Source organism: Streptomyces sp. MBT53 (genome assembly GCF_016654115.1).
Classification (GTDB): domain Bacteria; phylum Actinomycetota; class Actinomycetes; order Streptomycetales; family Streptomycetaceae; genus Streptomyces.
Window position 1 is genome coordinate 22,159 of the sequence record NZ_JAEQAZ010000064.1, and the last position, 20,462, is coordinate 42,620.

The following is a 20,462-nucleotide window of genomic DNA, read 5'->3' on the forward strand; positions in this document are numbered from 1 at the left end:
CCGTGATGAGGACGACACCCTCGATCACTCCTACAGGCACCGGCCTACTGCCCGTACTGCCCGTTCGTCACGACCGCCGCCTGGGGGCGGATCGGCAGGCGGTTCACGGGGCGGCCGGTCGCGGCGCGCACGGCGGAGGCGATGGCAGCCGGGGAGGTGACCACCGGTACCGCGCTGACCGCCTTCGCCCCGAAGGGGGCGACCACGTCACGTTCCTCGACGAGTTTCACGATCTTGATGTCGGGGGTGTCCAGGGCGGTGGGGAGGGCGTAGCCGGTGAGGTCGGGGTGGCGGATCAACCCGCGCGCGGTGCGCAGGTTTTCCGTCAACGCGATGCCCACGCCCTGAGTGACCCCGCCCTCGATACGGGCGACCAGTTGGGTCGGGTTCAGGATGCGGCCGACGTCCTGGGCGAGGGCGAGTTCGACGACCCTCACCGAGCCGAGTTCGATGTCGACGTCGACGACCGCGCGGATCGCGCAGAACGCGAGGCCCACGAAGGCGTCGCCCTGGCCCGCCTCGTCCAGGGGCTCGGTCGGGTGCGGGCGGCACTGGGCGGTGGCCCACAGTTCCTTGCCGTCCAGGGCCTCCGTGACGGTCGTCGAGAGGACGCCGTCGTAGGAGGTGATCTTGCCGTCGGTGATCTGGAGGAGTTCGGTGGACATGCCGAACTTGTGCGCCAGGGGCTGGAGGAGCTGGGTGCGGACCATTTTCGCGGCGCGTTCGACCGCGCCGCCCGAGACCCAGGTGTGGCGGCCTCGGCAGCCGGGGCCGGCGGGGGGCTGATCGGTGTCCACGGGGGCTACGTGTACCTCGTCGATGCCCAGGGTCTCCTGGACGATCTGGCGGGCCAGCGTGGTGAAGCCCTGGCCGGTCTCTACGGCCGCGCACAGGACCGTCGCGATGCCGTCGTGGACCTTCACGGTGGCCGTGGAGACCTCGTCCGCGCCCTCCGCGCCGAGCATGTGGACCATGCCGACGCCGTAGCCGACGCCCCGGCGCACCGCGCCCGGTTCGCCCGCGCCCTCGGGGCCGCCGGGCAGCAGCCACTCGTCCTCGGGGGTGTCCTTGGGGAGCTGCGGCAGCGGGAAGTCCCGTACGGCCTGGAGGAGTTCGGCGACCGGTGCCGGGCAGGTGACCGTCTGGCCGGTCGGGAGGACGTCACCGGTGGCCATGGCGTTGCGCAGGCGCAGTTCCGCCGGGTCCATGGCGAGCTTCTTGGCGAGCTTGTCCATCTGCGCCTCGTAGGCGGCGCAGACCTGCATGGCGCCCTCGCCGCGCACATGCCCGGAGGGCGGGTTGTTGGTGCGGACGGCCCAGCCCTCGATGAAGGCGTTCGGGACGACGTAGGGGCCGCAGGCGAAGGAGACGGCGGCGGCCAGGGCCTCCGAGGAGGTGTCGGCGTAGGCGCCCGCGTCGAGGAGCACCTGGGCCTCGACCTTGACCAGGCGGCCGTCCTCGTCGGCGTGGTGGCGGTAGCGCAGCAGCGTGGGGTGGCGGTGGGTGTGGCCGAGGAAGGACTCCTCGCGCGTGGCGGTGAGTTTGACCGGGCAGCCGGTCTTCAACGCGAGTAGTCCGAGCGGGAGTTGGAAGCCCTGGTCCTCGCGGTCGGCGGTGGCCCCGGGGACGCCGGTGACGACGACCTTCACGCGGTCGGGCTCCAGGCCGTAGCAGGCGGCTGCCGTGTCGCGGTCGGTGTGCGGGTCCGTGGAGGCGATGTACAGCTCGACTCCGCCGTCGGGGCGGGGCACGGCGAGGCCGGCCTCGGCACCGATGGGGGCGGGGTCCTGGCGGCCGATGCGGTACAGGCCCTCGACGACGATGTCGCCGGTCGCGTCGGGGTCGCCGTGGCGCAGCGGGATGTGCCGGATCAGGTTGCCGTCGGGGTGCAGCGGTTCGGCCTCGAAGGCCTGCTCCGGGTCGGTCACCGGGTCGAGCACCTCGTACTCGACCATGATGGCCGCGGCGGCCATCCGCGCGGTGTCCGGGTGGTCGGCGGCGACGGCGGCGATGGGCTCCCCGTGGTGGCGCACCACTTCGGAGGCGAACACCGGGCGGTCGGCGGTGCCGCGGCCGTAGCGGTCCCGGCCGGGCACGTCCTCGTGGGTGATGACGGCCCGTACGCCGGGCATGTCGCGCGCGTGGGACGTGTCGACGGACACGATGCGCGCGTGCGGGTGCGGTGAGCGCAGGACGGCCGCCCACAGGAGGCCCTCGGCCCACAGGTCGGCCGCGTACGGGAAGGTGCCCTCGGTCTTGGCGCGGGCGTCGGCGGCCGGGAGCGAGGCGCCCAGGCCGTGGCCCGGATGCTCCGGGGCGGGCGCGGCCTCTGTGGTCGCGGTGGCGGCTTCGTTGCTCACGCCTGACCTCCGTCCTGGCCGTACACCTGGTCCTGTGTGCGCGGGGACTCGAACGCCGACTGGTGGACTCCACCGCCCCCGGGACCCGCCTGGTGGGGAATACGCGCCTCGTCGCCGTCCGACTCAGGTTCGGCGGCAGCGGCGTGCGCCTCCCGTTCGGCGACGACTTCCTGTACGGCGTCCAGGACACCCCGGTAGCCGGAGCAGCGGCACAGGTTGCCGCACAGGGCCTGGCGCGCCTCCAGTTCGGTGGGCGCGGGGTTGCCCTCCAGGAGGTCGTGCACGGTCATCGCCATGCCGGGCACGCAGAATCCGCACTGCACGGCACCGCACTTGGCGAGCGCCCGCTGCACGTCCGAGGGCTGTCCCTCGACGGCCAGGCCCTCGACCGTACGGACCTCGGAGCCGGCGGCGGTGACGGCGGGCACCAGGCAGGAGGCGACGAGCCGTCCGTCGACCTGGACGTTGCAGGCCCCGCACTCGCCCTGGGAGCAGCCGTCCTTGGCGCCCGCGAGGCCGAGGCGTTCGCGGAGCACGTAGAGCAGCGACTCGCCGATCCAGGCGTCGGTGACGGGCCGGTCGGCGCCGTTGACGCGCAACACGTAGGAGGCGAGCGGGTGTTCCTCGCCGGGGATCTTCGGGGCGGGCTCGGCGTCCTCGTCCGGCGCGTCGGTGTCCGGGGCCGTCACGGGCGCCTCAGCGGCCTCCGGGGCGGCTTCGGCACCGTCGGACGCGTCGGCCGCCGCGGACGGCTCAGCGGGCCTCTCAGTGGCCCCCTCGGCCCCTTCGGCATCGCCGCCCGCCGCGCCGTCCGTCGTGCCGTCCGCGTCCGTCGACTGCGCGTCGGGCGCGGCGAGTTCGGCGCCGGTGTCGTCGTGGCGGTCGCCGCGCGCGTCCCCGTAGGGATCGCCGACGGCCTCGGTGCGGGCGTGGGCGTACGGGTCGGCGCCCTGGGGTTCCTCGTACGGCCGGTGGGTCGCCTCGGCGGCGGGATGCTCCCCGGACCGGTCGGCCGGGTGGGCCACACCGCGCCCGTCCGTGTCCGTGGCCGGGTAAGCCGTACCCCGGCCGTCGGTGCCGCTCGTGGAGTAGGCCGTGCCCCGGCCGTCGGTACCGCTCGCGGGGTAGGCCGCGCCTCGGCCGTCGGTGTGCGCGTCGGACTGCCCGGGCCGCTCCGTCACGCCCGTACCGGACGCCTGCTGTGCCCAGTTCTGGCCCGCGCCGTCCGTCGCCCAGGGCGCGGGCGCGCCGCCGGGCAGGGTGGCGGGCGGGGTGCCGCCCCACTGCTCGACCAGGGCGGAGGTGGTGAACTCGCCCGATTCGTCCGGGAGATCGCCCCCGGCGACGGGGATCGACCACTCCCCGGTCACGTCGTGACCGGGCGCGGTGCCCGGGGCAGGGGCGTTGGTGTCCTGGAAGGTCCACTGGCCGGTGGCCCCGGGGTGGTAGGCGAACTGCTCGCCCCCGGCCGTCCCCTGCTGCGGTACGGCGTTCGGGTCGGGCCACTGGACGCCCTCGGCGGGCACGGCCCAGGAGCCGGTGCCCGAGGGGTCGCCGTCCGGGGCGGGGCCGGCCGCTATGGGCGGCGGCACATAGCCGTGGCCCGGGGCGGCGAGGAGGGCGTCGATGCCCCCTTCGGGGAGTTTCACGAAGGCCGTGGCGCCGTCGTCGTAGTCGCCCTGGGGCAGCGGGTCCCAGCGTCCGCCGCCCTGGGGGGTGCCCTCTCCGTGCTGGTCGTCGGTCACGACAGCGCCCTCCCGAGTGCTCGTCGGGCAAGTGCGGCGACGGTGCGCCGCAGGTGCAGTACCGCGGGCGGAAGCTGTTCCACGGAGCCGTCCTCGGCCGGGGCCGGGTCGGGGATGCAGGCCGCGGCGACGTACTCCCCGAAGGCGGTCAGCGCCTCGGGGACGATCGCGCGGCCGTTGTCCCAGTCGATCAGCCGGGCGACCCACTGCTCGGCGTCCAGAGGTCTGAGCGGCATCGGCGCTATGGCGCCGACGGCGCACCTGACGCCGCGCCTGGCGGGGTCGAGGACGACCGCGACGGACGCGACCGAGCGTCCGGGTCCGGTCCGGCCGGTCGCCTTCAGGAAGACCTGCGGGGCGTGCAGCAGGGGCACGCGCACGAAGCCGATGAGTTCGCCGCCGCGCAGCATCTCGACGCCGGCCAGGAGGTGCGACACCGGGATCTCCCGGCGGGCTCCGCCCGGGCCCGCGATGATCAGCGTCGCCTCCAGGGCGGCCAGTACGGGCAGCGCGTCCCCGGTGGGCGCGGCCGAGGCGATGTTGCCGCCCAGGGTGCCCGCGTTGCGGATCTGCGGGGGGCCGGCAGCGCGCGCGGAGGCGGCGAGCGCCGGGATGAGGGCGGCGAAGTCGGGGCGGCCCATGCGGGCGTGCGTGAGGCCCGCGCCGAGCAGCGCGTGGCCGTCCTGGTACTGCCAGCCGCGGATCTCGCTGATCCGCCCGAGACCGACCAGCGCGCTGGGCCTGAGCTGGCCCGAGTTGACGGCCGCCATGAGGTCGGTGCCGCCGGCCACGGGAACGGCCGTGGGCAGGGCCGTGAGCGCCGCCACGGCCTCGTCCAGCGTTGTGGGCAGCGTGACGGACTGCCCCGCCTGCGGTGCGTGCGTGGTCAAACCGGCTGCCCCTTCCCGCTGCCCCACCTGGTCCCACCTGTTGCTGCCGTACGGTACGTGCTGACAGGGCGGACGTGGCAACTCTGGCACATCTTCGCAAGACCCGAACGCGGGGGTCCGCTAGGAGGCATTCGCCCGCCTCATCGGCGAGATGGTCCGTTTTGCCACGGCATCACCGGCATGCGCGAATTGCCACTCATCGGTGACTCCTGGGGGCTTTCTCCCTTCTGTGTTCTAGGCGTTCGGGGGCGGGCCGTCCTTGGGTCGTCCGAGCACTCCGGGGCGGCGCTGCCACGGCAGGGGTCCGGTGGGCGGGCGGTAGGCGACACCCAGGGCGTCGAGTCGCGGGTAGTGGGCGGTCATCCGGCGCTCGAAGTCGGCGAAGTCCCGTTCCGCGGGCGCCGGAAGGGCGCTCCAGGCGACCTCGGCGAACGCGGCCAGCCTGGGGAACGTCTGGTAGTCCACGCGCGCGTGATCCTCCATCACCTCGGTCCACACGTTGGCCTGAGTGCCCAGCACATGACGGGCCTCGGCCTCGGTGAGCTGCGAGGGAACGGGCTCGAAGCGGTAGACGTCCTCCAGGGTGCGCACATGGGCGATCGGCACCGGCTCGTCCTCGCCGCCATCCTGCCGCCAGTCCAAGTACACGTGTTGTTCAGGGCACATGACGACGTCGTGGCCCGCGCGGGCGGCGGTGATCCCGCCCTCGTAGCCGCGCCAGGACGACACGACCGCCCCGTCCGCGAGACCGCCCTCCAGGATCTCGTCCCAGCCGACGAGCCTTCTCCCGCGCGCGGAGAGCCACTTGTCGAAGTGTCGGATGAACCACGACTGCAACTCGTCCTCGTCCGCGAGCCCGAGTTCCCCGATGCGGGCCTGCACGGCCGGTGACTGCTTCCACTGGTCCTTGGGGCATTCGTCGCCGCCGACGTGAATGAACTCCGAGGGGAACAGGTCGAGGAGTTCCTCGAACACCCCCTCGTAGAAGCGCAGGGTGTTGTCAGTGGGGGCGAGTACGTTCGGGTTGATGCCCCAGGTGTCCCAGACGGAGAGGGAGTCGGTGTCAGTGACGTCTGTGTTGCCGAGTTCCGGATACGCGGCGATGGCGGCCTGCGAGTGCCCCGGTACGTCGATTTCGGGTACCACGGTGATATGCCGCTCGGCGGCGTAGGCGACGATCTCGCGGATGTCGTCCTGGGTGTAGTAGCCGCCGTGGGGCTTGTCGTCCCACAGGGGTGAGGCGCGGTGGCCGAATTTCGTGCGGGCCCGCCAGGAGCCGATCTCGGTCAGCTTCGGGTACCGCTTGATCTGTACGCGCCAGCCCTGGTCGTCCGTCAAGTGGAAGTGGAAGACGTTGAGTTTGTGCGCCGCCATCAGATCCAGGTAGCGCAGGACGCCTTCCTTGGGCATGAAGTGCCGGGCCACGTCGAGCATGAGGCCGCGCCAGCGGAAGCGGGGCGCGTCGCGGATGCTGACGGCGGGGAGTTCCCAACGGCGCTTCGAGGTGACCGGGGCGCGACGGAAGGCCTCGGGGCCGAGCAATTGACGGAGGGTCTGGGCGGCGTAGAACAGACCGGGTTCGTCGGCTCCCCAGAGGTGGACCAGATAGCCGTCGACGATCACCGTGTACGCCTCGGGGTCGTCGGACTCCCCCGGGCCGACGCGCAGCATGATGCGGTTTCCGCTGTCCTGGTGCGGTGCCAGGGGCAGTCCGGTCGCCGCGCCGACGGTGGCGCGCAGCCACTGTGCCACGCGCTCGGTGCCGGGGCCCGCGTCGATCTCGGTCCCGGCGTCGAGGACGCAGCCCACGCCCCCGCCGGGCAGCGCGTACGCGACACCGCTCGGCGCCGGAATCAGTTCCGTCTCTGAAGTCACGTCAGTCCTTAACCGCTCCGCCCAGCCCCGAGACCAGACGTCGCTGTACGAGTACGAAGAACACCAGCACCGGAATGGTCATCACCGTGGAGGCCGCCATGACCCCGCCCCAGTCCGGGTCGTCCGGCTTGTAGAAGACAAGGAGGGCCATCGGCAGGGTCGACTGGGAAGTGTCGCTGATGATGAAGGACTTGGCGAACAGGAAGTCGTTCCAGGCCGAGATGAAGGAAAACACGCTCGTGGCGACCAGCCCCGGGAAGACGAGCGGGAAAAGGATCTGCCACAGGAATCGTGTCCGGCTCGCCCCGTCGATGTACGCGGCCTCCTCCAGCGCGTCCGGTACGGCTTTCACGAACCCGCGCAGCATCCAGATCGCGAACGGCAGCGAGAACGCGATCTGGGGCAGGATCAGGGACCCCAGGGTGTTCAGCAGCCCGAGCCCCCGCATGGTGAAGAACAGGGGGATCGTCAGCGCTTCCACGGGCACCATCTGGGCCACCAGGAACATGATCAGGAGGGTGGTCCGGAAGCGGAACCGGAATCGGGTCACGGCGGTCGCGGCGAGAAAGGCGATCAGCGCCGAGACGATGACCACGGTGCCCGCCACGGCAAGGCTGTTGACGAAGTAACGGCCGAATTCCTGCTGTCCGAAGACCCGTCGGAAGGAGTCGAGGGAGGGCGCGAGCGTCCATGGCCGGGGTTCGCTCGACTCGATTTCCCCGGCCGGTTTGAAGGCGCTGAGCATCATCCAATAGAGGGGGAAGGCGACGACGACCGCGATCAGCAGCGCCGAGGCCTCGGCCGCGAGCCGCCAGGGCCGTCGTACAAAACCGCGGAGCGTACTCACAACTCCTCCCCCTGCCTGCGGAGCAGGCGCAGATAGATCAGCGTGACGGCGAGCAGCATCAGCAGCATGACGACGCCGATCGCCGAGCCGAGGCTGTATTTCGAGGACGCGAACGCCTGTTGGTAGGCGTACACGTTGAGGACGAGGTTCTGGCCCGCGATGCCGCCGCCGTTGGTCATGACGTAGATCTGGGTGAAGACCTTGAAGTCCCAGATGACGGACTGGATGGTGACGACGGTCAGGATCGGGCGGAGCATCGGCGTGAGGATCGACCGCCAGATGCGCCACTGCGAGGCGCCGTCCAGGGCGGCGGCCTCCAGGACTTCGGAGGGTACGGCGCGGATGCCGGCGTAGACCGTCACCATCACGAACGGGAAGGAGCACCACACCACTTCGAGCAGTACGAGGAAGAACGCGCTGAGGCGTCCGTACGTCCAGGAGTGGTCGCCGAGGCCGAGGATGCGGTTCACCGGGCCGAAGTCGGGGTCGAACAGCAGCAGCCAGACCGTCGAGCCCGTCACCGCCGGTGTCGCCCACGCTCCCAACGCGGCCAGCATCAGCACGAGTCGGGGCACGGCCCGCACACGGGTGAGCAGCACGGCGAGCGCGCAGCCGACCGCGAGCGTCGACACGACACACGCCCCCGCGAACAGCACGGTCGACAGCAGCACCTGCCAGAACTGGCTGTCCGAGAACAACTCCGCATAGTTCCCGAACCCCTTGAAGGTCGTCGGCTCCCCACCACTGACCTGGGCCTGCGTGTACTGGAAGAACGAGATCAGGCCGAGTTGGTAGATGGGGTAGACGAGCAACCCGCCGAGGACGACAAGAGCGGGGGCAAGATACAACCAAGGGGTGGTCCAACCCCCCAAGGGGCGCGGGGAACTGCGCGACCAGCCACGACGCACCCGCACACGCGAACGCTCCACACCAACCGAGCTATTGGGCGCCACCGGTCAACCCGCAGAGCTGAACGCGGAGTTCATCTTCTTCGCCGCGTCCTTCGAAGCCGCCGCCACGCTCTTCTTGCCGCTGATGACCTCCTGGAGCATCGTCGGCAGCACCAGCGAGGAGTCGATCTCGGACCAACCGGGCGACGCGGGAACGAACTTGGTGCCGGCGGCCAGGGTCTGCACGAAGGGCTTCTCGAACGGCACCTTCGCGGCGGCGGCATCGCGGACGTCCGTGAACGTCGGCAGGAAGCCCATCGCGTCGAACATCGAGGCCTGCGTCGCCTTCGAGGTGAGCTGTTCCATCAGGTCGACCGCGAGCGTGCGGTGCGAAGTGCTCTTCAGGACACCGATGTTGTTGCCGCCGGCGAACGCGGGGGCGACCGAGCCGGAGGCGACGCCCGGCAGCGGGACGACCGCGTACTTGCCCTTGACCTTGCCCGCCTCGACCGCGCTGTGGCTGAAGTCGCCGCCGATCGCCATGCCCGCCTTGCCGGCCGCGAACGCGGTGATGGTGTCGTTGCCGCCCATGACCGCGCACTTGGCGGCGGGACAGTTGTCGCTCGTGAAGAGCGAGGTGTAGGCCTTGATGCCCTTCTGGGCGGCGGCGCTGTCGATCGCGGAGGTGTAAGAACCCCCCGAACCGCCCTGGGCCGTGGCGAGTTCGCCGCCGTTGGCCCACACGAAGGGCATCGCGCCGTAGGTGTACGCGCCTCCGACGACAAGGCCGTAGAGGTCGGACTTCGCCTTGTGGATCTTCCGGGCGGTGGACGCCAACTCGGCCATGGTCTTGGGGGGTTGCAGGCCGAGGTCCTTGAAGACGTCGGTGCGGTAGTAGAGGGCGCGGACGCCGACGTAGAACGGGGAGCCGTACTGCTTGCCGTCGACCGTGACGGACTGCTTCGCGGTGGGGTCGGTGTCCTTGGCCTCGCTCCAGGCGCCGAACTCCTTGGTGACGTCGAGGAGTCCGCCGTCGTGGACGTAGCCGGCCGTGTCGGTGTTGCCGTACTCCATGACGTCGGGCGCGGACTTCGGGTCGTTGAACGCGGCCTTGACGCGCTGGGCGCGGGTGTCGATCGGGATGTACTCGACGTCGACCTTGGTGCCCTTGTGGGCCTTCTCGAAGGCGGTGACCACGGAGTCGACGACCTTCGCCTTCGGGTCGTTGCCGACCTCCTGGAAGAGCCACACGCGCAGGGTGCCGCTCTGATCGTCCTTGTCCGAGGACGAGTTGTCGGAGGTCTGGGGCGCGCAGCCGGCGACGACAGCGGCGGCTGCCAGGAGTACGGCGAATCTGGGGGCGAGCTTCATGGAGCGTTCCTCCGGGAATCCGGGCGTGATCCGGGCGTGATCCAGGCGTGCGTTGCAACATACGCAATGGGCGTTTCGCTCTGCACAACACCACGGAGATTAAGGAGTAGATGAACGAAGCCACAAGAGGTCTCAACCACTTCGTGACACGCGAAAGGCCGTCGAAAGGCCGTCGAAAAACCGCCGAAACGCACAAAAGGCCCTCGGGGCGCACCGAAGCGCGCCCCGAGGGCCTTACGAGGTCTTACGAAGTCAGACCGGCCGAACGGCTACTTGTCGCCGCCCTTGCCCTTGTCGCCGTCCCCGCCCGAGCCCATGGACTCGTAGATCTCCTTGCACATGGGACACACCGGGTACTTCTTCGGGTCGCGGCCCGGCACCCAGACCTTCCCGCACAACGCCACCACGGGAGTGCCGTCCAGGGCGCTCGCCATGATCTTGTCCTTCTGGACGTAATGGGCGAAGCGCTCATGGTCCCCGTCGCCGTGCGACACCTGGGGCGTCGGCTCTACGAGGGTCCCCGTACCAGTCCCGCGCTCGGGCTCAAGAGTGCTCATAGTGCCAAGGGTACTGAAGCTCACCGGCATCAGTTCCGCCAAGGGTCGATCAGTTCAGGGAAGGGTCGTCCGGATACGTCGCCACCATCGCCAGCTCGCTGCGCTGGCGGCGCAGCACCTCGCGCCAGAGCCGCTCGGGGGACGGCGAGGAGACGTCACCGGGCTCCGACTCGACGACGTACCAGGCGCCGTCCGTCAGTTCGTCCTCCAGTTGCCCCGGTCCCCAGCCGGCGTACCCGGCGAAGATTCTCAGCGAGCCGAGCGCCTTGGCCAGCAGTTCGGGCGGGGCCTCCAGGTCGACGAGGCCGATCGCGCCGTGCACCCGCCGCCAGCCGAGCGGTGCGCGCTCGGCGGACGACGCGCCGCCCGGGATGACGGCGACGCCGAGGGCCGAGTCCAGCTGCACCGGGCCGCCCTGGAAGACGACTCCCGGTTCGCCGGCGAGATCCGCCCAGCCCTCCAGGATGTCGCCGACGTCCACAGGAGTAGGCCGGTTGAGGACGACACCGAGGGAGCCCTCCTCGTCGTGGTCGAGAAGGAGCACCACCGCGCGGTCGAAGTTCGGGTCCGCCAGGGCGGGTGTTGCCACGAGCAACCGCCCTGTGAGCGAGGACACCTCGGTCATGCCAGACATGATCCCGCATCTTTCCGTGGATGGGGGAGGCAATGGGGGTTCGGGAGTGAATGCAGCTCAGGGCGGAAAGAGGCGTCCCCGGCGCACAGAACGCCGTCGTGACCCCATGTGCCCGATAGGGAACGGTTCGTGTTGTGACACAGCTATGACGTAGCTGAGTGGTCCTCGGGCTTTCTGAAGGGGGGTGGGCGGCCATTACGCTTACGTCTTCGGCCCCTGCCCAACTCCACGGAACGCGAGATTCATGACCGTCAACGGCTCAGACGACGTACTGCTTGTCCACGGCGGAACCCCGCTGGAGGGCGAGATCCGTGTCCGCGGTGCGAAGAACCTCGTACCCAAGGCCATGGTCGCCGCCCTGCTGGGCAGTGAGCCAAGTCGACTGCGCAACGTACCGGACATCCGAGACGTTCGGGTCGTACGCGGACTGCTGCAACTGCACGGGGTGACGGTCCGTCCGGGTGAGGAGCCGGGCGAGCTGGTGCTCGATCCGTCGCACGTCGAGAGCGCCAACGTCGCCGACATCGATGCCCACGCGGGTTCGTCGCGCATCCCGATCCTGTTCTGCGGTCCGCTGCTGCACCGGCTCGGGCACGCGTTCATCCCGGGTCTCGGCGGCTGCGACATCGGCGGCCGGCCGATCGACTTCCACTTCGAGGTGCTGCGGCAGTTCGGCGCGAAGATCGAGAAGCGGGCGGACGGCCAGTACCTGGAGGCCCCGCAGCGGCTGCGCGGCACGAAGATCCAGCTGCCGTACCCGTCCGTGGGCGCCACCGAGCAGGTGCTGCTGACCGCGGTGTTGGCGGAGGGCGTCACCGAACTCGCCAACGCGGCCGTGGAACCGGAGATCGAGGACCTCATCTGCGTACTGCAGAAGATGGGCGCGATCATCGCCATGGACACCGACCGCACGATCCGCATCACCGGCGTGGACTCGCTCGGCGGCTACACCCACGCGGCCCTCCCGGACCGCCTGGAGGCCGCGTCCTGGGCGTCGGCGGCGCTGGCGACCGAGGGCAACATCTACGTCAAGGGTGCGCAGCAGCGCTCGATGATGACGTTCCTCAACACCTACCGGAAGGTGGGCGGTGCCTTCGCGATCGACGACGAGGGCATCCGCTTCTGGCACCCCGGTGGGCAGTTGAAGTCCATCGCACTCGAAACGGACGTGCACCCGGGCTTCCAGACGGACTGGCAGCAGCCGCTGGTCGTCGCCCTGACGCAGGCGACCGGCCTCTCCATCGTCCACGAGACGGTCTACGAGTCCCGGCTCGGCTTCACCTCCGCGCTCAACCAGATGGGCGCGCACATCCAGCTCTACCGCGAGTGCCTCGGCGGTTCGCACTGCCGCTTCGGCCAGCGCAACTTCCTGCACTCGGCGGTCGTCTCGGGCCCGACCCGCCTCCAGGGCGCCGACCTGGTCATCCCCGACCTCCGCGGCGGCTTCTCGTACCTCATCGCGGCGCTGGCGGCCCAGGGCACGTCCCGCGTCCACGGCATCGACCTCATCAACCGCGGCTACGAGAACTTCATGGAGAAGCTCGTGGAGCTGGGCGCGAAGGTGGAACTGCCGGGCAAGGCCCTGGGGTAAGCGTCTGTACGACGATGGGGCGGCCACCCTGACCGGGTGGCCGCCCCATTCGCGTTACCTGAGCCTCGTACGCAATCCCGTCGCGTACGCGAAGGCCTACTTGCCCTTGGCGGCTTCCTTGAGCTTCGAGCCCGCGGACACCTTGACGCTGTAACCGGCGGGGATGTTGATCGGGTCGCCGGTCTGCGGGTTGCGCGCGGTGCGAGCGGCACGGTGGGTGCGCTCGAAGGTCAGGAAGCCGGGGATGGTGACCTTCTCGTCGCCCTTGGAGACGATCTCGCCGACGGTCTCGGCGAACGCGGCCAGAACGGCGTCGGCGTCCTTGCGGGTCACCTCGGCACGGTCGGCCAGCGCGGCCACCAGCTCACTGCGGTTCATGTTGTTACTCCCGTGTTCTTCTTGCCGTTTGAGGCGTGCCACGCGGCGGAGCCGCATATCGGGCACGGTGAAGCCGATGCTGCCAGGGTCCTCGGTGAGTCCCCGGACCCGGGTCCGTCGTCCAGACCCTCGCGCCCGAAGACGCATCCTGCCCCTACCTGCGGCGGGAAAGCCAATCCGGCACCCGTAGGAGTCGCGAGAACACCCGTGGGAGTCACACGAAGAGCGCCACTGCATCAGTGTGGTGACGCTCCGTCGGCTCCCGGCAGCGAGGGCCGGGCCTGGAGGGGCCCGAAGCCTGGCCGCCACGATAAACGGCTGCCGGAGGCCCCGGGTTCCGCGACGCGCCGATGTACGGGCGGCCGTGGCGATCCTCACAGCCGCCGCACACACACGGCCTGATGCGCTACGACGCGGCAGGCGTCGCGGAGGGCGCCGCGGCTCCGGCGGCCTTCGCTGCCTCGCGCACCGCGCCGGCCACCGCTCCGGCGACCTTGTCGTTGAAGACGCTGGGGATGATGTAGTTCGCGTTCAGCTCGTCCTCGGACACGACGTTCGCGAGTGCGGTCGCCGCGGCGAGCATCATCTCCGTGTTGACGGTGCGGGACTGCGCGTCCAGCAGACCGCGGAAGACACCCGGGAAGACCAGCACGTTGTTGATCTGGTTCGGGAAGTCCGAGCGGCCGGTGGCCACGACAGCGGCCGTCTGACGGGCGATCGTCGGGTCGACCTCGGGGTCCGGGTTCGCGAGCGCGAACACGATGGCGCCCTCGGCCATCGCGGCCACGTCGTCGCCGTCGAGGACGTTCGGGGCGGAGACGCCCACGAAGACGTCGGCGCCGCGCACGGCCTCCTTCAGGGTGCCGGTGAGGCCGTCGGGGTTGGTGTTGTCGGCGATCCAGCGCAGCGGCGAGTCGGGCTTGGCGTGCACCAGGTCCTCGCGGTCGGCGTGCACGACACCGTGGATGTCGGCGACGACCGCGTTCTTGACGCCGGCGGCGAGCAGCAGCTTGAGGATGGCGGTACCGGCCGCGCCCGCGCCGGACATGACGACCCGGATGTCACCGATGCCCTTGCCGGCCACCCGCAGGGCGTTGGTCAGCGCGGCGAGGACGACGATCGCGGTGCCGTGCTGGTCGTCGTGGAACACGGGGATGTCGAGGGCCTCGCGCAGCCGGGCCTCGATCTCGAAGCAGCGCGGCGCGGAGATGTCCTCCAGGTTGATGCCGGCGAAGCCCGGGGCGATGGCCTTGACGATCGCGACGATCTCGTCGGTGTCCTGGGTGTCCAGGCAGAGCGGCCAGGCGTCGATGCCGGCGAACCGCTTGAACAGGGCCGCCTTGCCCTCCATGACCGGGAGCGCGGCCTTGGGGCCGATGTTGCCGAGGCCGAGGACGGCCGAGCCGTCGGTGACGACCGCGACGGAGTTGCGCTTGATGGTGAGGCGGCGCGCGTCCTCGGGGTTCTCCGCGATCGCCATGCACACGCGGGCCACGCCCGGGGTGTAGATCATGGAGAGGTCGTCACGGTTGCGGATCGGGTGCTTGGACTGCATCTCGATCTTGCCGCCGAGGTGCATGAGGAACGTACGGTCGGAGACCTTGCCGAGGGTGACGCCCTCGATGCCGCGCAGCTGCTGGACGATCTCGTCGGCGTGGGCGGTGGAGGACGCCGCGATGGTGACGTCGATGCGGAGCTTCTCGTGGCCGGAGGCGGTCACGTCGAGGCCGGTCACCGAGCCTCCGTGGGACTCCACGGCCGTGGTGATCTGGGAGACCGCCGTTCCGCTGGCGGGCACCTCCAGACGGACCGTGATCGAGTAGGAGACGCTGGGCGCCGTAGCCATGGCCGACTTCCTCTGCTTTCACCGTTGAGCTGAGTACGCGCTCCGATGGTCGCACCTACTGCCCGGTAGGCGTTAGCCGCCCCCGATTGCGAACGTTTTGTTCGCAAGAAAAAGAGGCCCCCGTAATGGAGGCCTCTTTCACGATCCATGACACACGTTCAATGACACCGACCCGCCATGCTCGCCTCGCGGCAAGTGGTCGCTCTAAGCGACGAAGGTTGGGCCCGGGGGCTTGGATCGGGCCGGTGTCACACCCAGGCTAACAAACAGATCCCGTAAGGCCATTCCCATCCCGCAGGTTCACAGAATCAGTCCCGCAGGAGATCCGGCACCCCGTTCGCGTCCGGCTCGTCCCGCTCGGCGGAGACGACCGTCAGCTGCTGGGTCGCGCGGGTGAGGGCGACGTACAGGACACGGAGGCCGGCGGGTGACTCGTCGGCGATCTCCGCCGGCGACACGACGACGGTCGCGTCGTACTCCAGGCCCTTGGCCTCCAGGCTGCCGAGGGCGACGACCCGGTCGCCGAGGCCGGTGAGCCAGCGGCGGGCCTCCTCGCGGCGGTTCATGGCGACGACGACGCCGACCGTGCCGTCGACCTGGTCGAGCAGCCGGGCGGCCTCCGCGCGGACCGACTCCGACAACGAGTTCCGTACGACCGCGAAGTGAGGTTTCACTCCGGTCGAGCGGACCGCGGACGGGGACTCGGAGCCGGGCATGGCGAGGGCCAGGACCTTGGCCGCCAGTTCGGCGATCTCGGCCGGGTTGCGGTAGTTGACGGTGAGGGTGAAGCGGCGGCGGGGGCGGGAGCCGAGGGCCTCGTCGCGGGCCTCGGCGGCCTCGTCCGGGTCGGACCAGGAGGACTGGGCCGGGTCGCCGACGACCGTCCAGGTGGCGTGCCGGCCGCGGCGGCCGACCATGCGCCACTGCATCGGGGTGAGGTCCTGGGCCTCGTCCACGATGACGTGCGCGTACTCGACGCGCTCCTGGGCGAGCCGCTCGGCCCGTTCGCGCTGTGTCTCCTCGCGTACGGGCATCAGCTCCTCGAGACCGGTGAGCTGGTCCAGCGGGTCCAGGTCGCGCCGCTTGCGGGGGCGGGCCGGGGTGCCGAGGATCGCCTGGAGTTCGTCGAGGATCGCCACGTCGTGGACAGAGAGTCCGTCGCGCTTGAGGGCGCGGGCGACCCGGCGTACCTCGCCGGGGTTGAGGATGCGCCGGGCCCAGCGGCCGAGTCTGCGCTCGTCGGACATGGCCTCCAGGACGGCGCGCGGGGTGAGTTCGGGCCACCAGGAGTCGAGGAACGCGATGAACTCGTCCTCGCTCGCGACGTCCTCGTCGAAGGACGAGCGCAGTTCGGCGGCGAGTTCGGGGTCGGTGTGCCGGCCGGCCGAGCCGGAGCGCTCCCACAGGGCGTCCAGGAGGAGCTTGCGGGCGCGCGGGCGCAGCATGTTGACGGGGGCCGTACCGCTGAGGGCGTTCTGCCGGACGCGCTCCAGGTCGGCGGCCTCCAGTTCGAGCCGGCGGCCGAAGGCGACGACCCGCAGGCGGGCCGGTGACTCGTTCGCTTCGAGGGCGCCGCGCGCGGCCTTCCGCAGGACGCGGAGCATGCGGTACGAGCCCTTGGTGCGGGCGACGGCCGGGGAGTCGTACAGGGTGGCCTCGGCGCCGTCGACGAGCGAGCCGATGGCCCGGATGGCGACCTGGCCCTCCTCGCCGAGGGACGGCAGGACGCCCTCGGTGTAGGCGACCAGCAGCGGGGTGGGCGAGACGATGAGGATGCCGCCCGCGTAGCGGCGCCGGTCCTGGTAGAGCAGGTAGGCGGCGCGGTGCAGGGCGACGGCCGTCTTTCCCGTCCCCGGGCCGCCCTCGACGTAGGTCACCGAGGCGGCGGGGGCGCGGATCACCAGGTCCTGTTCGGCCTGGATGGACGCCACGATGTCGCGCATGGTGTGGCTGCGGGCCTGGCCGAGCGCGGCCATCAGGGCGCCGTCGCCGATGACGGCGAGCTTGTCGCCGTCGAGGAAGGCGGTCAGCTCGGGGCGCATCAGGTCGTCCTCGACCCCGAGGACCCGGCGGCCCTTGGAGCGGATGACGCGACGCCGTACGACCCGTCCGGGGTCGACCGGGGTCGAGCGGTAGAACGGGGCGGCGGCGGGTGCCCGCCAGTCGATGACCAGGGGGGCGTACTCGGTGTCGAGGACGCCGATGCGGCCGATGTGCAGGGTCTCGGCGATGTCGGCCGTGTTGTCGTCGCGCACGGAGCCGTCGGCGGGTTCGACGGCGGTGTAGGCGCCGTCGGGCCCCTTCTGGCCGTCCTTGCCGAGCAGCAGGTCGATCCTGCCGAAGAGGAAGTCCTCGAACTCGTTGTTGAGCCGGTTGAGGTGGATACCGGCGCGGAACACCTGCGCGTCGCGTTCGGCGAGCGCGCCGGGTGTGCCGACCTGGCCGCGTTTGGCGGCGTCGTTCATGAGGAACTCGGCCTCGCGGATCTTCTCCTCGAGGCGTCGGTACACCCGGTCCAGGTGTGTCTGTTCGCCGCTGATCTCCCGGTCCCGTAGCGAATCCTGGGCGGATTTGTCGGACACCGCATCGAGCGCGGTCTCCTGTTGAGCCTGTGCGGCCACCGGGCCCCCTTCTGACGTGCTGGGCAGCCGTCAACCGTACGCGAAGGGAGGCCGCCGAGGCGAGGGGCCCGCCCGGCGGAACCTGACAAAGACGCGGGGCCCGGTGCGCGCGTGCGCGCTCCGGACCCCGTCGAGCACAGTGGACCAGCTGCTAGGCGTCCACTTCCACGAGCTTCTTGCCGTCGAAGGTCATGACCTCGAAGTGGTCGATCTCGTTGGGCGTGAGGGCCGCGCCGCCCTGGGCGTAGAGCGGCGCCTTGGCCTCGGCCTTCGTGGCGTTCGCGATGCCGTAACCCCAGGCCGGGACCGACCAGGAGCTCATGGTCTCGCGTTCGCCGTTCTTGCCGACGGCGATCAGGGAACACTTCAGGGGGCCCTTGACGTTGCTGAGCTCCACGACCCCGAGGGTGCCCCAGTCCTTCTTCGACATGGCCACGGTCGCGCTGACCTTGGTGGTCTTGTCCGTGGCCGAGACCTTGTCGGACAAAGTGTCGAAGGTGGTCTTCGCGGTGGCCACGGCCGGGGTGTCACCCGAGCTGTTGCCGCCGTTGGCCGCGATCACGGCCAGCGGTCCCGCGATGATCAGCGCTGCAGCGGCGGCGATCATGTAGAAACTGCGCCGGCGCTTCAGGGCCCGGCGTTCACCGACGTCGTCGACCAGCCGCTCCACCAGCCGCGGGCTCGGCTTGGCGGACAGGGACTCGCCGATCGCGGGGGTGCCGGAGCCCGGCAGGTCCGCGAGCGCCGCGAGCATCGGTTCCATCCCGGCCAGCTCGTCGAGCTGCTGGGCGCACCACTCGCAGGTGGCGAGGTGTGCCTCGAAAGCGGTTGCTTCGGCGTCGTCGAGAATCCCGAGGGCGTAGGCGCCGACGGTCTCGTGTTCGTTCGAGCCCTGAGATCCCTGCATGGAACCAGGACTACCCGTTCCGTATCCCCCGTAAATGCTCATGCCGTCACCCCCCGCTCCTCCAGAGCAAGCTTCATCGATCGAAGGGCGTAGAACACCCTTGAGCGCACCGTGCCACTGGGGATGCCAAGCGTCTCGGCCGCCTCATTGACGGTACGCCCCTTGAAGTACGTCTCGACGAGCACCTCCCGGTGGGCCGGGGTCAGGTCGTCCAGCGCGTCCGACAGTGTCATCAGCCACAACGCCTTGTCGATCTCGTCCTCCGCGGGGATGACCTCCAGCGGCGACGGGTCCACCTCCTGCGGCCGGGCCTGCCGGCTGCGGTGACCGTCGATGACGATGCGCCGTGCGACCGTCACCAGCCAGGGTCGTACCGATCCGGTCGCCCGGTTGAGCTGGCCGGCGTTCTTCCAGGCCCGGATGAGCGTCTCCTGCACCACGTCCTCGGCTCGTTGCCGGTCACCGGCGACGAGCCGCAGCACATAGGCGAGCAAGGGTCCGGCGTGCTCTCGGTACAGGGCACGCATCAGCTCCTCATCAGGTTCCGAGGACTGGGACATGCGATGTCGGGCCCTCGGCGCTTGTTCATTGGCCACGACGGAATCCTTGCGCACGCCCACCTCCGGTGTCCGGGGGTTGCCCCGGTCGGTCGCTCATGGAGAGGTACGCGAGAGGGTGGGCGGGTGTTCAACGTGAGGCGACAGTTTTCTTCGAAGTGACGTGACGACCGGGACATGAGTGCACATTCCAGCCGTACGATCTTTACATTTCCACCACATCAGCAAGATCACGCGGGCTGCCCGTGCGGTTGCCGAGTGAAACGCACTGTTGTCAAAATCACTTCGCCAGTTGACGGTACGTCACTTCACAGAAGCCGCATATGGGATTCTCAGGCCCGGGCGAGGGCCGCGCGCCGACGATGCCGGGCCACTCGCTCCCGGTTCCCGCAGACCTCACTGGAGCACCAGCGCCTCCTGCGCCCCCGTGACGTGTCCAGGTACACGATGGGGCAGTTGTCCCCTTCGCACTCCCGCAGCGAGGCCCGCGCGACCGGGTCGGTGAGCAGCTCGACGGCGTCCCTGGCGATCACGGCGAGCAGCGCATCGCACCCCGGTGGACCGGCCAACTCCCGCACCAGCGCCCCGTCTTCGGCCTGTACGGCACGGGGTGCCGGGGGCGCGGCACGGGCGCGGTCGTTGAGGTGGGCGAGCGCGAGATCGTAGGAGTGGGCCTCGGCCGATGGTCGGCTACGCACCAACTGTCCGATCCGTCCCCGCAGTTCACGGAAGCCGACGAGCCAGGTCGCGTCGACGTGCGCGAGCTCGGTGGCCGCCGGGACGAGCCCGGAGCGGACGATCCACGCGCGCAGCGGCTCCGGCGCGTCGAGCCGTTCCTCGGGATGCGTGGTCGCGAGCAGATCCAGGCAGATCCGCCCGGCGTCGAAGCGCAGCTCGTACGGGGCCATGGTCGTACCCAGTGCCATGTGCCTGTCACCGCCTAGGGATTACCCCGGTCGGGAAACCGTTGCCTCTACAGTGCCTGTCCGCCCGCGCGGCCGGAACCCCTCGTACCGAGCGCGCGTGGGGAGTGCGCGTGGACGGCCGCGTATGCGCGTGCGCGTCTCGGCGATGTCCGGGGCGGGGGCGGGTCCGTTGACTGGAGGCATGACAGAAAACAGGACGTCCGGAACTGTCGGGACTGCGACGGGTTGGGTACTGGGTGCGGCCACGGTCGCGACGGGGCTGATCGCCGGGGCTTTCTACGTCTTCGCCTGCGCGGTGATGCCGGGGCTGGCGCGCAGCGACGACCGGGTCTTCGTCGAGGTGATGCGGAACATCAACGACGTGATCCAGAACCCGGTGTTCTTCCTGAGCTTCATGGGCGCGCTGCTGCTGTCCGCGGTGTCGGCGTGGCAGGCACGCGGACGCCCGTACCGCGGACAGCAGCAGC

16 protein-coding genes and 1 pseudogene are annotated in these 20,462 nt (G+C 70.3%); 2 read left to right on the top strand and 15 right to left on the bottom strand.

Annotated features, from left to right (window positions below; translation table 11 throughout):
- Positions 1-44: 44 nt before the first annotated feature.
- The 9 genes from JHN45_RS23760 to JHN45_RS23800 all read right to left on the bottom strand — a co-directional run bounded on the left by JHN45_RS23760 (position 45) and on the right by JHN45_RS23800 (position 11,160).
- Positions 45-2,360 (bottom strand): molybdopterin cofactor-binding domain-containing protein, encoded by a 2,316-nt coding sequence (locus JHN45_RS23760; protein WP_201050550.1) that lies wholly within the window; start codon positions 2,358-2,360, stop codon positions 45-47.
- Positions 2,357-4,105, bottom strand: a complete 1,749-nt coding sequence (locus JHN45_RS23765; RefSeq protein WP_201050551.1) for a 2Fe-2S iron-sulfur cluster-binding protein — start codon at positions 4,103-4,105, stop codon at positions 2,357-2,359. The genes JHN45_RS23760 and JHN45_RS23765 overlap by 4 nt, the downstream gene beginning before the upstream one ends.
- A complete protein-coding gene (locus JHN45_RS23770; RefSeq protein WP_200714545.1) occupies positions 4,102-4,995 on the bottom strand; it encodes a xanthine dehydrogenase family protein subunit M in 894 nt (297 codons plus the stop codon). The genes JHN45_RS23765 and JHN45_RS23770 overlap by 4 nt, the downstream gene beginning before the upstream one ends.
- A 234-nt stretch (positions 4,996-5,229) precedes the next feature.
- On the bottom strand, positions 5,230-6,870 hold the full coding sequence (locus tag JHN45_RS23775; RefSeq protein ID WP_201050552.1) for a beta-N-acetylhexosaminidase: 1,641 nt from the start codon (positions 6,868-6,870) through the stop codon (positions 5,230-5,232).
- A 1-nt stretch (position 6,871) separates the two neighbouring features.
- Positions 6,872-7,717, bottom strand: coding sequence for a carbohydrate ABC transporter permease (locus JHN45_RS23780; protein WP_201050553.1), 846 nt, complete (start codon positions 7,715-7,717; stop codon positions 6,872-6,874).
- The gene (locus JHN45_RS23785; protein WP_307783172.1) at positions 7,714-8,631 is read right to left on the bottom strand and encodes a sugar ABC transporter permease; all 918 of its coding nucleotides are present in this window, start codon (positions 8,629-8,631) and stop codon (positions 7,714-7,716) included. Before JHN45_RS23785 ends, JHN45_RS23780 begins: the two co-directional genes overlap by 4 nt.
- Positions 8,632-8,673: 42 nt before the next feature.
- A complete protein-coding gene (locus JHN45_RS23790) occupies positions 8,674-9,978 on the bottom strand; it encodes an extracellular solute-binding protein (protein WP_200714549.1) in 1,305 nt (434 codons plus the stop codon).
- A gap of 269 nt (positions 9,979-10,247) precedes the next feature.
- Positions 10,248-10,535: a DUF3039 domain-containing protein gene (locus JHN45_RS23795; protein ID WP_026178118.1), complete on the bottom strand. Its 288-nt coding sequence runs from the start codon at positions 10,533-10,535 to the stop codon at positions 10,248-10,250.
- A 49-nt stretch (positions 10,536-10,584) separates the two neighbouring features.
- Positions 10,585-11,160 (bottom strand): YqgE/AlgH family protein, encoded by a 576-nt coding sequence (locus JHN45_RS23800; protein ID WP_200714550.1) that lies wholly within the window; start codon positions 11,158-11,160, stop codon positions 10,585-10,587.
- 253 nt (positions 11,161-11,413) lie between these two features.
- On the opposite strand from JHN45_RS23800, the gene murA reads away from it, so the two are divergent.
- Complete coding sequence (gene murA, locus JHN45_RS23805; RefSeq protein ID WP_033286008.1) at positions 11,414-12,760, top strand: UDP-N-acetylglucosamine 1-carboxyvinyltransferase; 1,347 nt, start codon at positions 11,414-11,416, stop codon at positions 12,758-12,760.
- A 96-nt stretch (positions 12,761-12,856) separates the two neighbouring features.
- On the opposite strand, the gene JHN45_RS23810 is transcribed toward murA, so the two are convergent.
- The 6 genes from JHN45_RS23810 to JHN45_RS23835 all read right to left on the bottom strand — a co-directional run bounded on the left by JHN45_RS23810 (position 12,857) and on the right by JHN45_RS23835 (position 19,995).
- Positions 12,857-13,138 carry an HU family DNA-binding protein gene (locus tag JHN45_RS23810; RefSeq protein WP_019056394.1) on the bottom strand — a complete coding sequence of 94 codons (282 nt, stop codon included), beginning with the start codon at positions 13,136-13,138 and terminating at the stop codon, positions 12,857-12,859.
- A 406-nt stretch (positions 13,139-13,544) separates the two neighbouring features.
- On the bottom strand, positions 13,545-14,984 hold the full coding sequence (locus JHN45_RS23815) for an NAD-dependent malic enzyme (RefSeq protein ID WP_200714551.1): 1,440 nt from the start codon (positions 14,982-14,984) through the stop codon (positions 13,545-13,547).
- A gap of 308 nt (positions 14,985-15,292) precedes the next feature.
- Positions 15,293-17,605 (bottom strand): UvrD-helicase domain-containing protein, encoded by a 2,313-nt coding sequence (locus tag JHN45_RS23820; protein ID WP_201050554.1) that lies wholly within the window; start codon positions 17,603-17,605, stop codon positions 15,293-15,295.
- 151 nt (positions 17,606-17,756) lie between these two features.
- Positions 17,757-18,512 carry an anti-sigma factor gene (locus tag JHN45_RS23825; RefSeq protein ID WP_200714553.1) on the bottom strand — a complete coding sequence of 252 codons (756 nt, stop codon included), beginning with the start codon at positions 18,510-18,512 and terminating at the stop codon, positions 17,757-17,759.
- Between the two features lie 38 nt (positions 18,513-18,550).
- Positions 18,551-19,072, bottom strand: coding sequence for a sigma-70 family RNA polymerase sigma factor (locus JHN45_RS23830; protein WP_019056398.1), 522 nt, complete (start codon positions 19,070-19,072; stop codon positions 18,551-18,553).
- Between the two features lie 329 nt (positions 19,073-19,401).
- On the bottom strand, positions 19,402-19,995 hold the full coding sequence (locus JHN45_RS23835; protein ID WP_200714554.1) for an ABATE domain-containing protein: 594 nt from the start codon (positions 19,993-19,995) through the stop codon (positions 19,402-19,404).
- A 181-nt stretch (positions 19,996-20,176) separates the two neighbouring features.
- Here JHN45_RS23835 and JHN45_RS23840 point away from each other — a divergent pair.
- Positions 20,177-20,462 (top strand): annotated as a pseudogene (locus tag JHN45_RS23840) (hypothetical protein); the annotation flags it as partial.

Bases quoted from the DNA above. Each gene is read 5' to 3' on its own strand.
- JHN45_RS23810 (WP_019056394.1), bottom strand. From the start codon at position 13,138: ATGAACCGCAGTGAGCTGGTGGCCGCGCTGGCCGACCGTGCCGAGGTG.
- JHN45_RS23795 (WP_026178118.1), bottom strand. From the start codon at position 10,535: ATGAGCACTCTTGAGCCCGAGCGCGGGACTGGTACGGGGACCCTCGTA.
- JHN45_RS23830 (WP_019056398.1), bottom strand. From the start codon at position 19,072: ATGTCCCAGTCCTCGGAACCTGATGAGGAGCTGATGCGTGCCCTGTAC.
- JHN45_RS23790 (WP_200714549.1), bottom strand. From the start codon at position 9,978: ATGAAGCTCGCCCCCAGATTCGCCGTACTCCTGGCAGCCGCCGCTGTC.
- murA (WP_033286008.1), top strand. From the start codon at position 11,414: ATGACCGTCAACGGCTCAGACGACGTACTGCTTGTCCACGGCGGAACC.
- JHN45_RS23825 (WP_200714553.1), bottom strand. From the start codon at position 18,512: ATGCAGGGATCTCAGGGCTCGAACGAACACGAGACCGTCGGCGCCTAC.
- JHN45_RS23800 (WP_200714550.1), bottom strand. From the start codon at position 11,160: ATGACCGAGGTGTCCTCGCTCACAGGGCGGTTGCTCGTGGCAACACCC.
- JHN45_RS23815 (WP_200714551.1), bottom strand. From the start codon at position 14,984: ATGGCTACGGCGCCCAGCGTCTCCTACTCGATCACGGTCCGTCTGGAG.
- JHN45_RS23835 (WP_200714554.1), bottom strand. From the start codon at position 19,995: ATGGCACTGGGTACGACCATGGCCCCGTACGAGCTGCGCTTCGACGCC.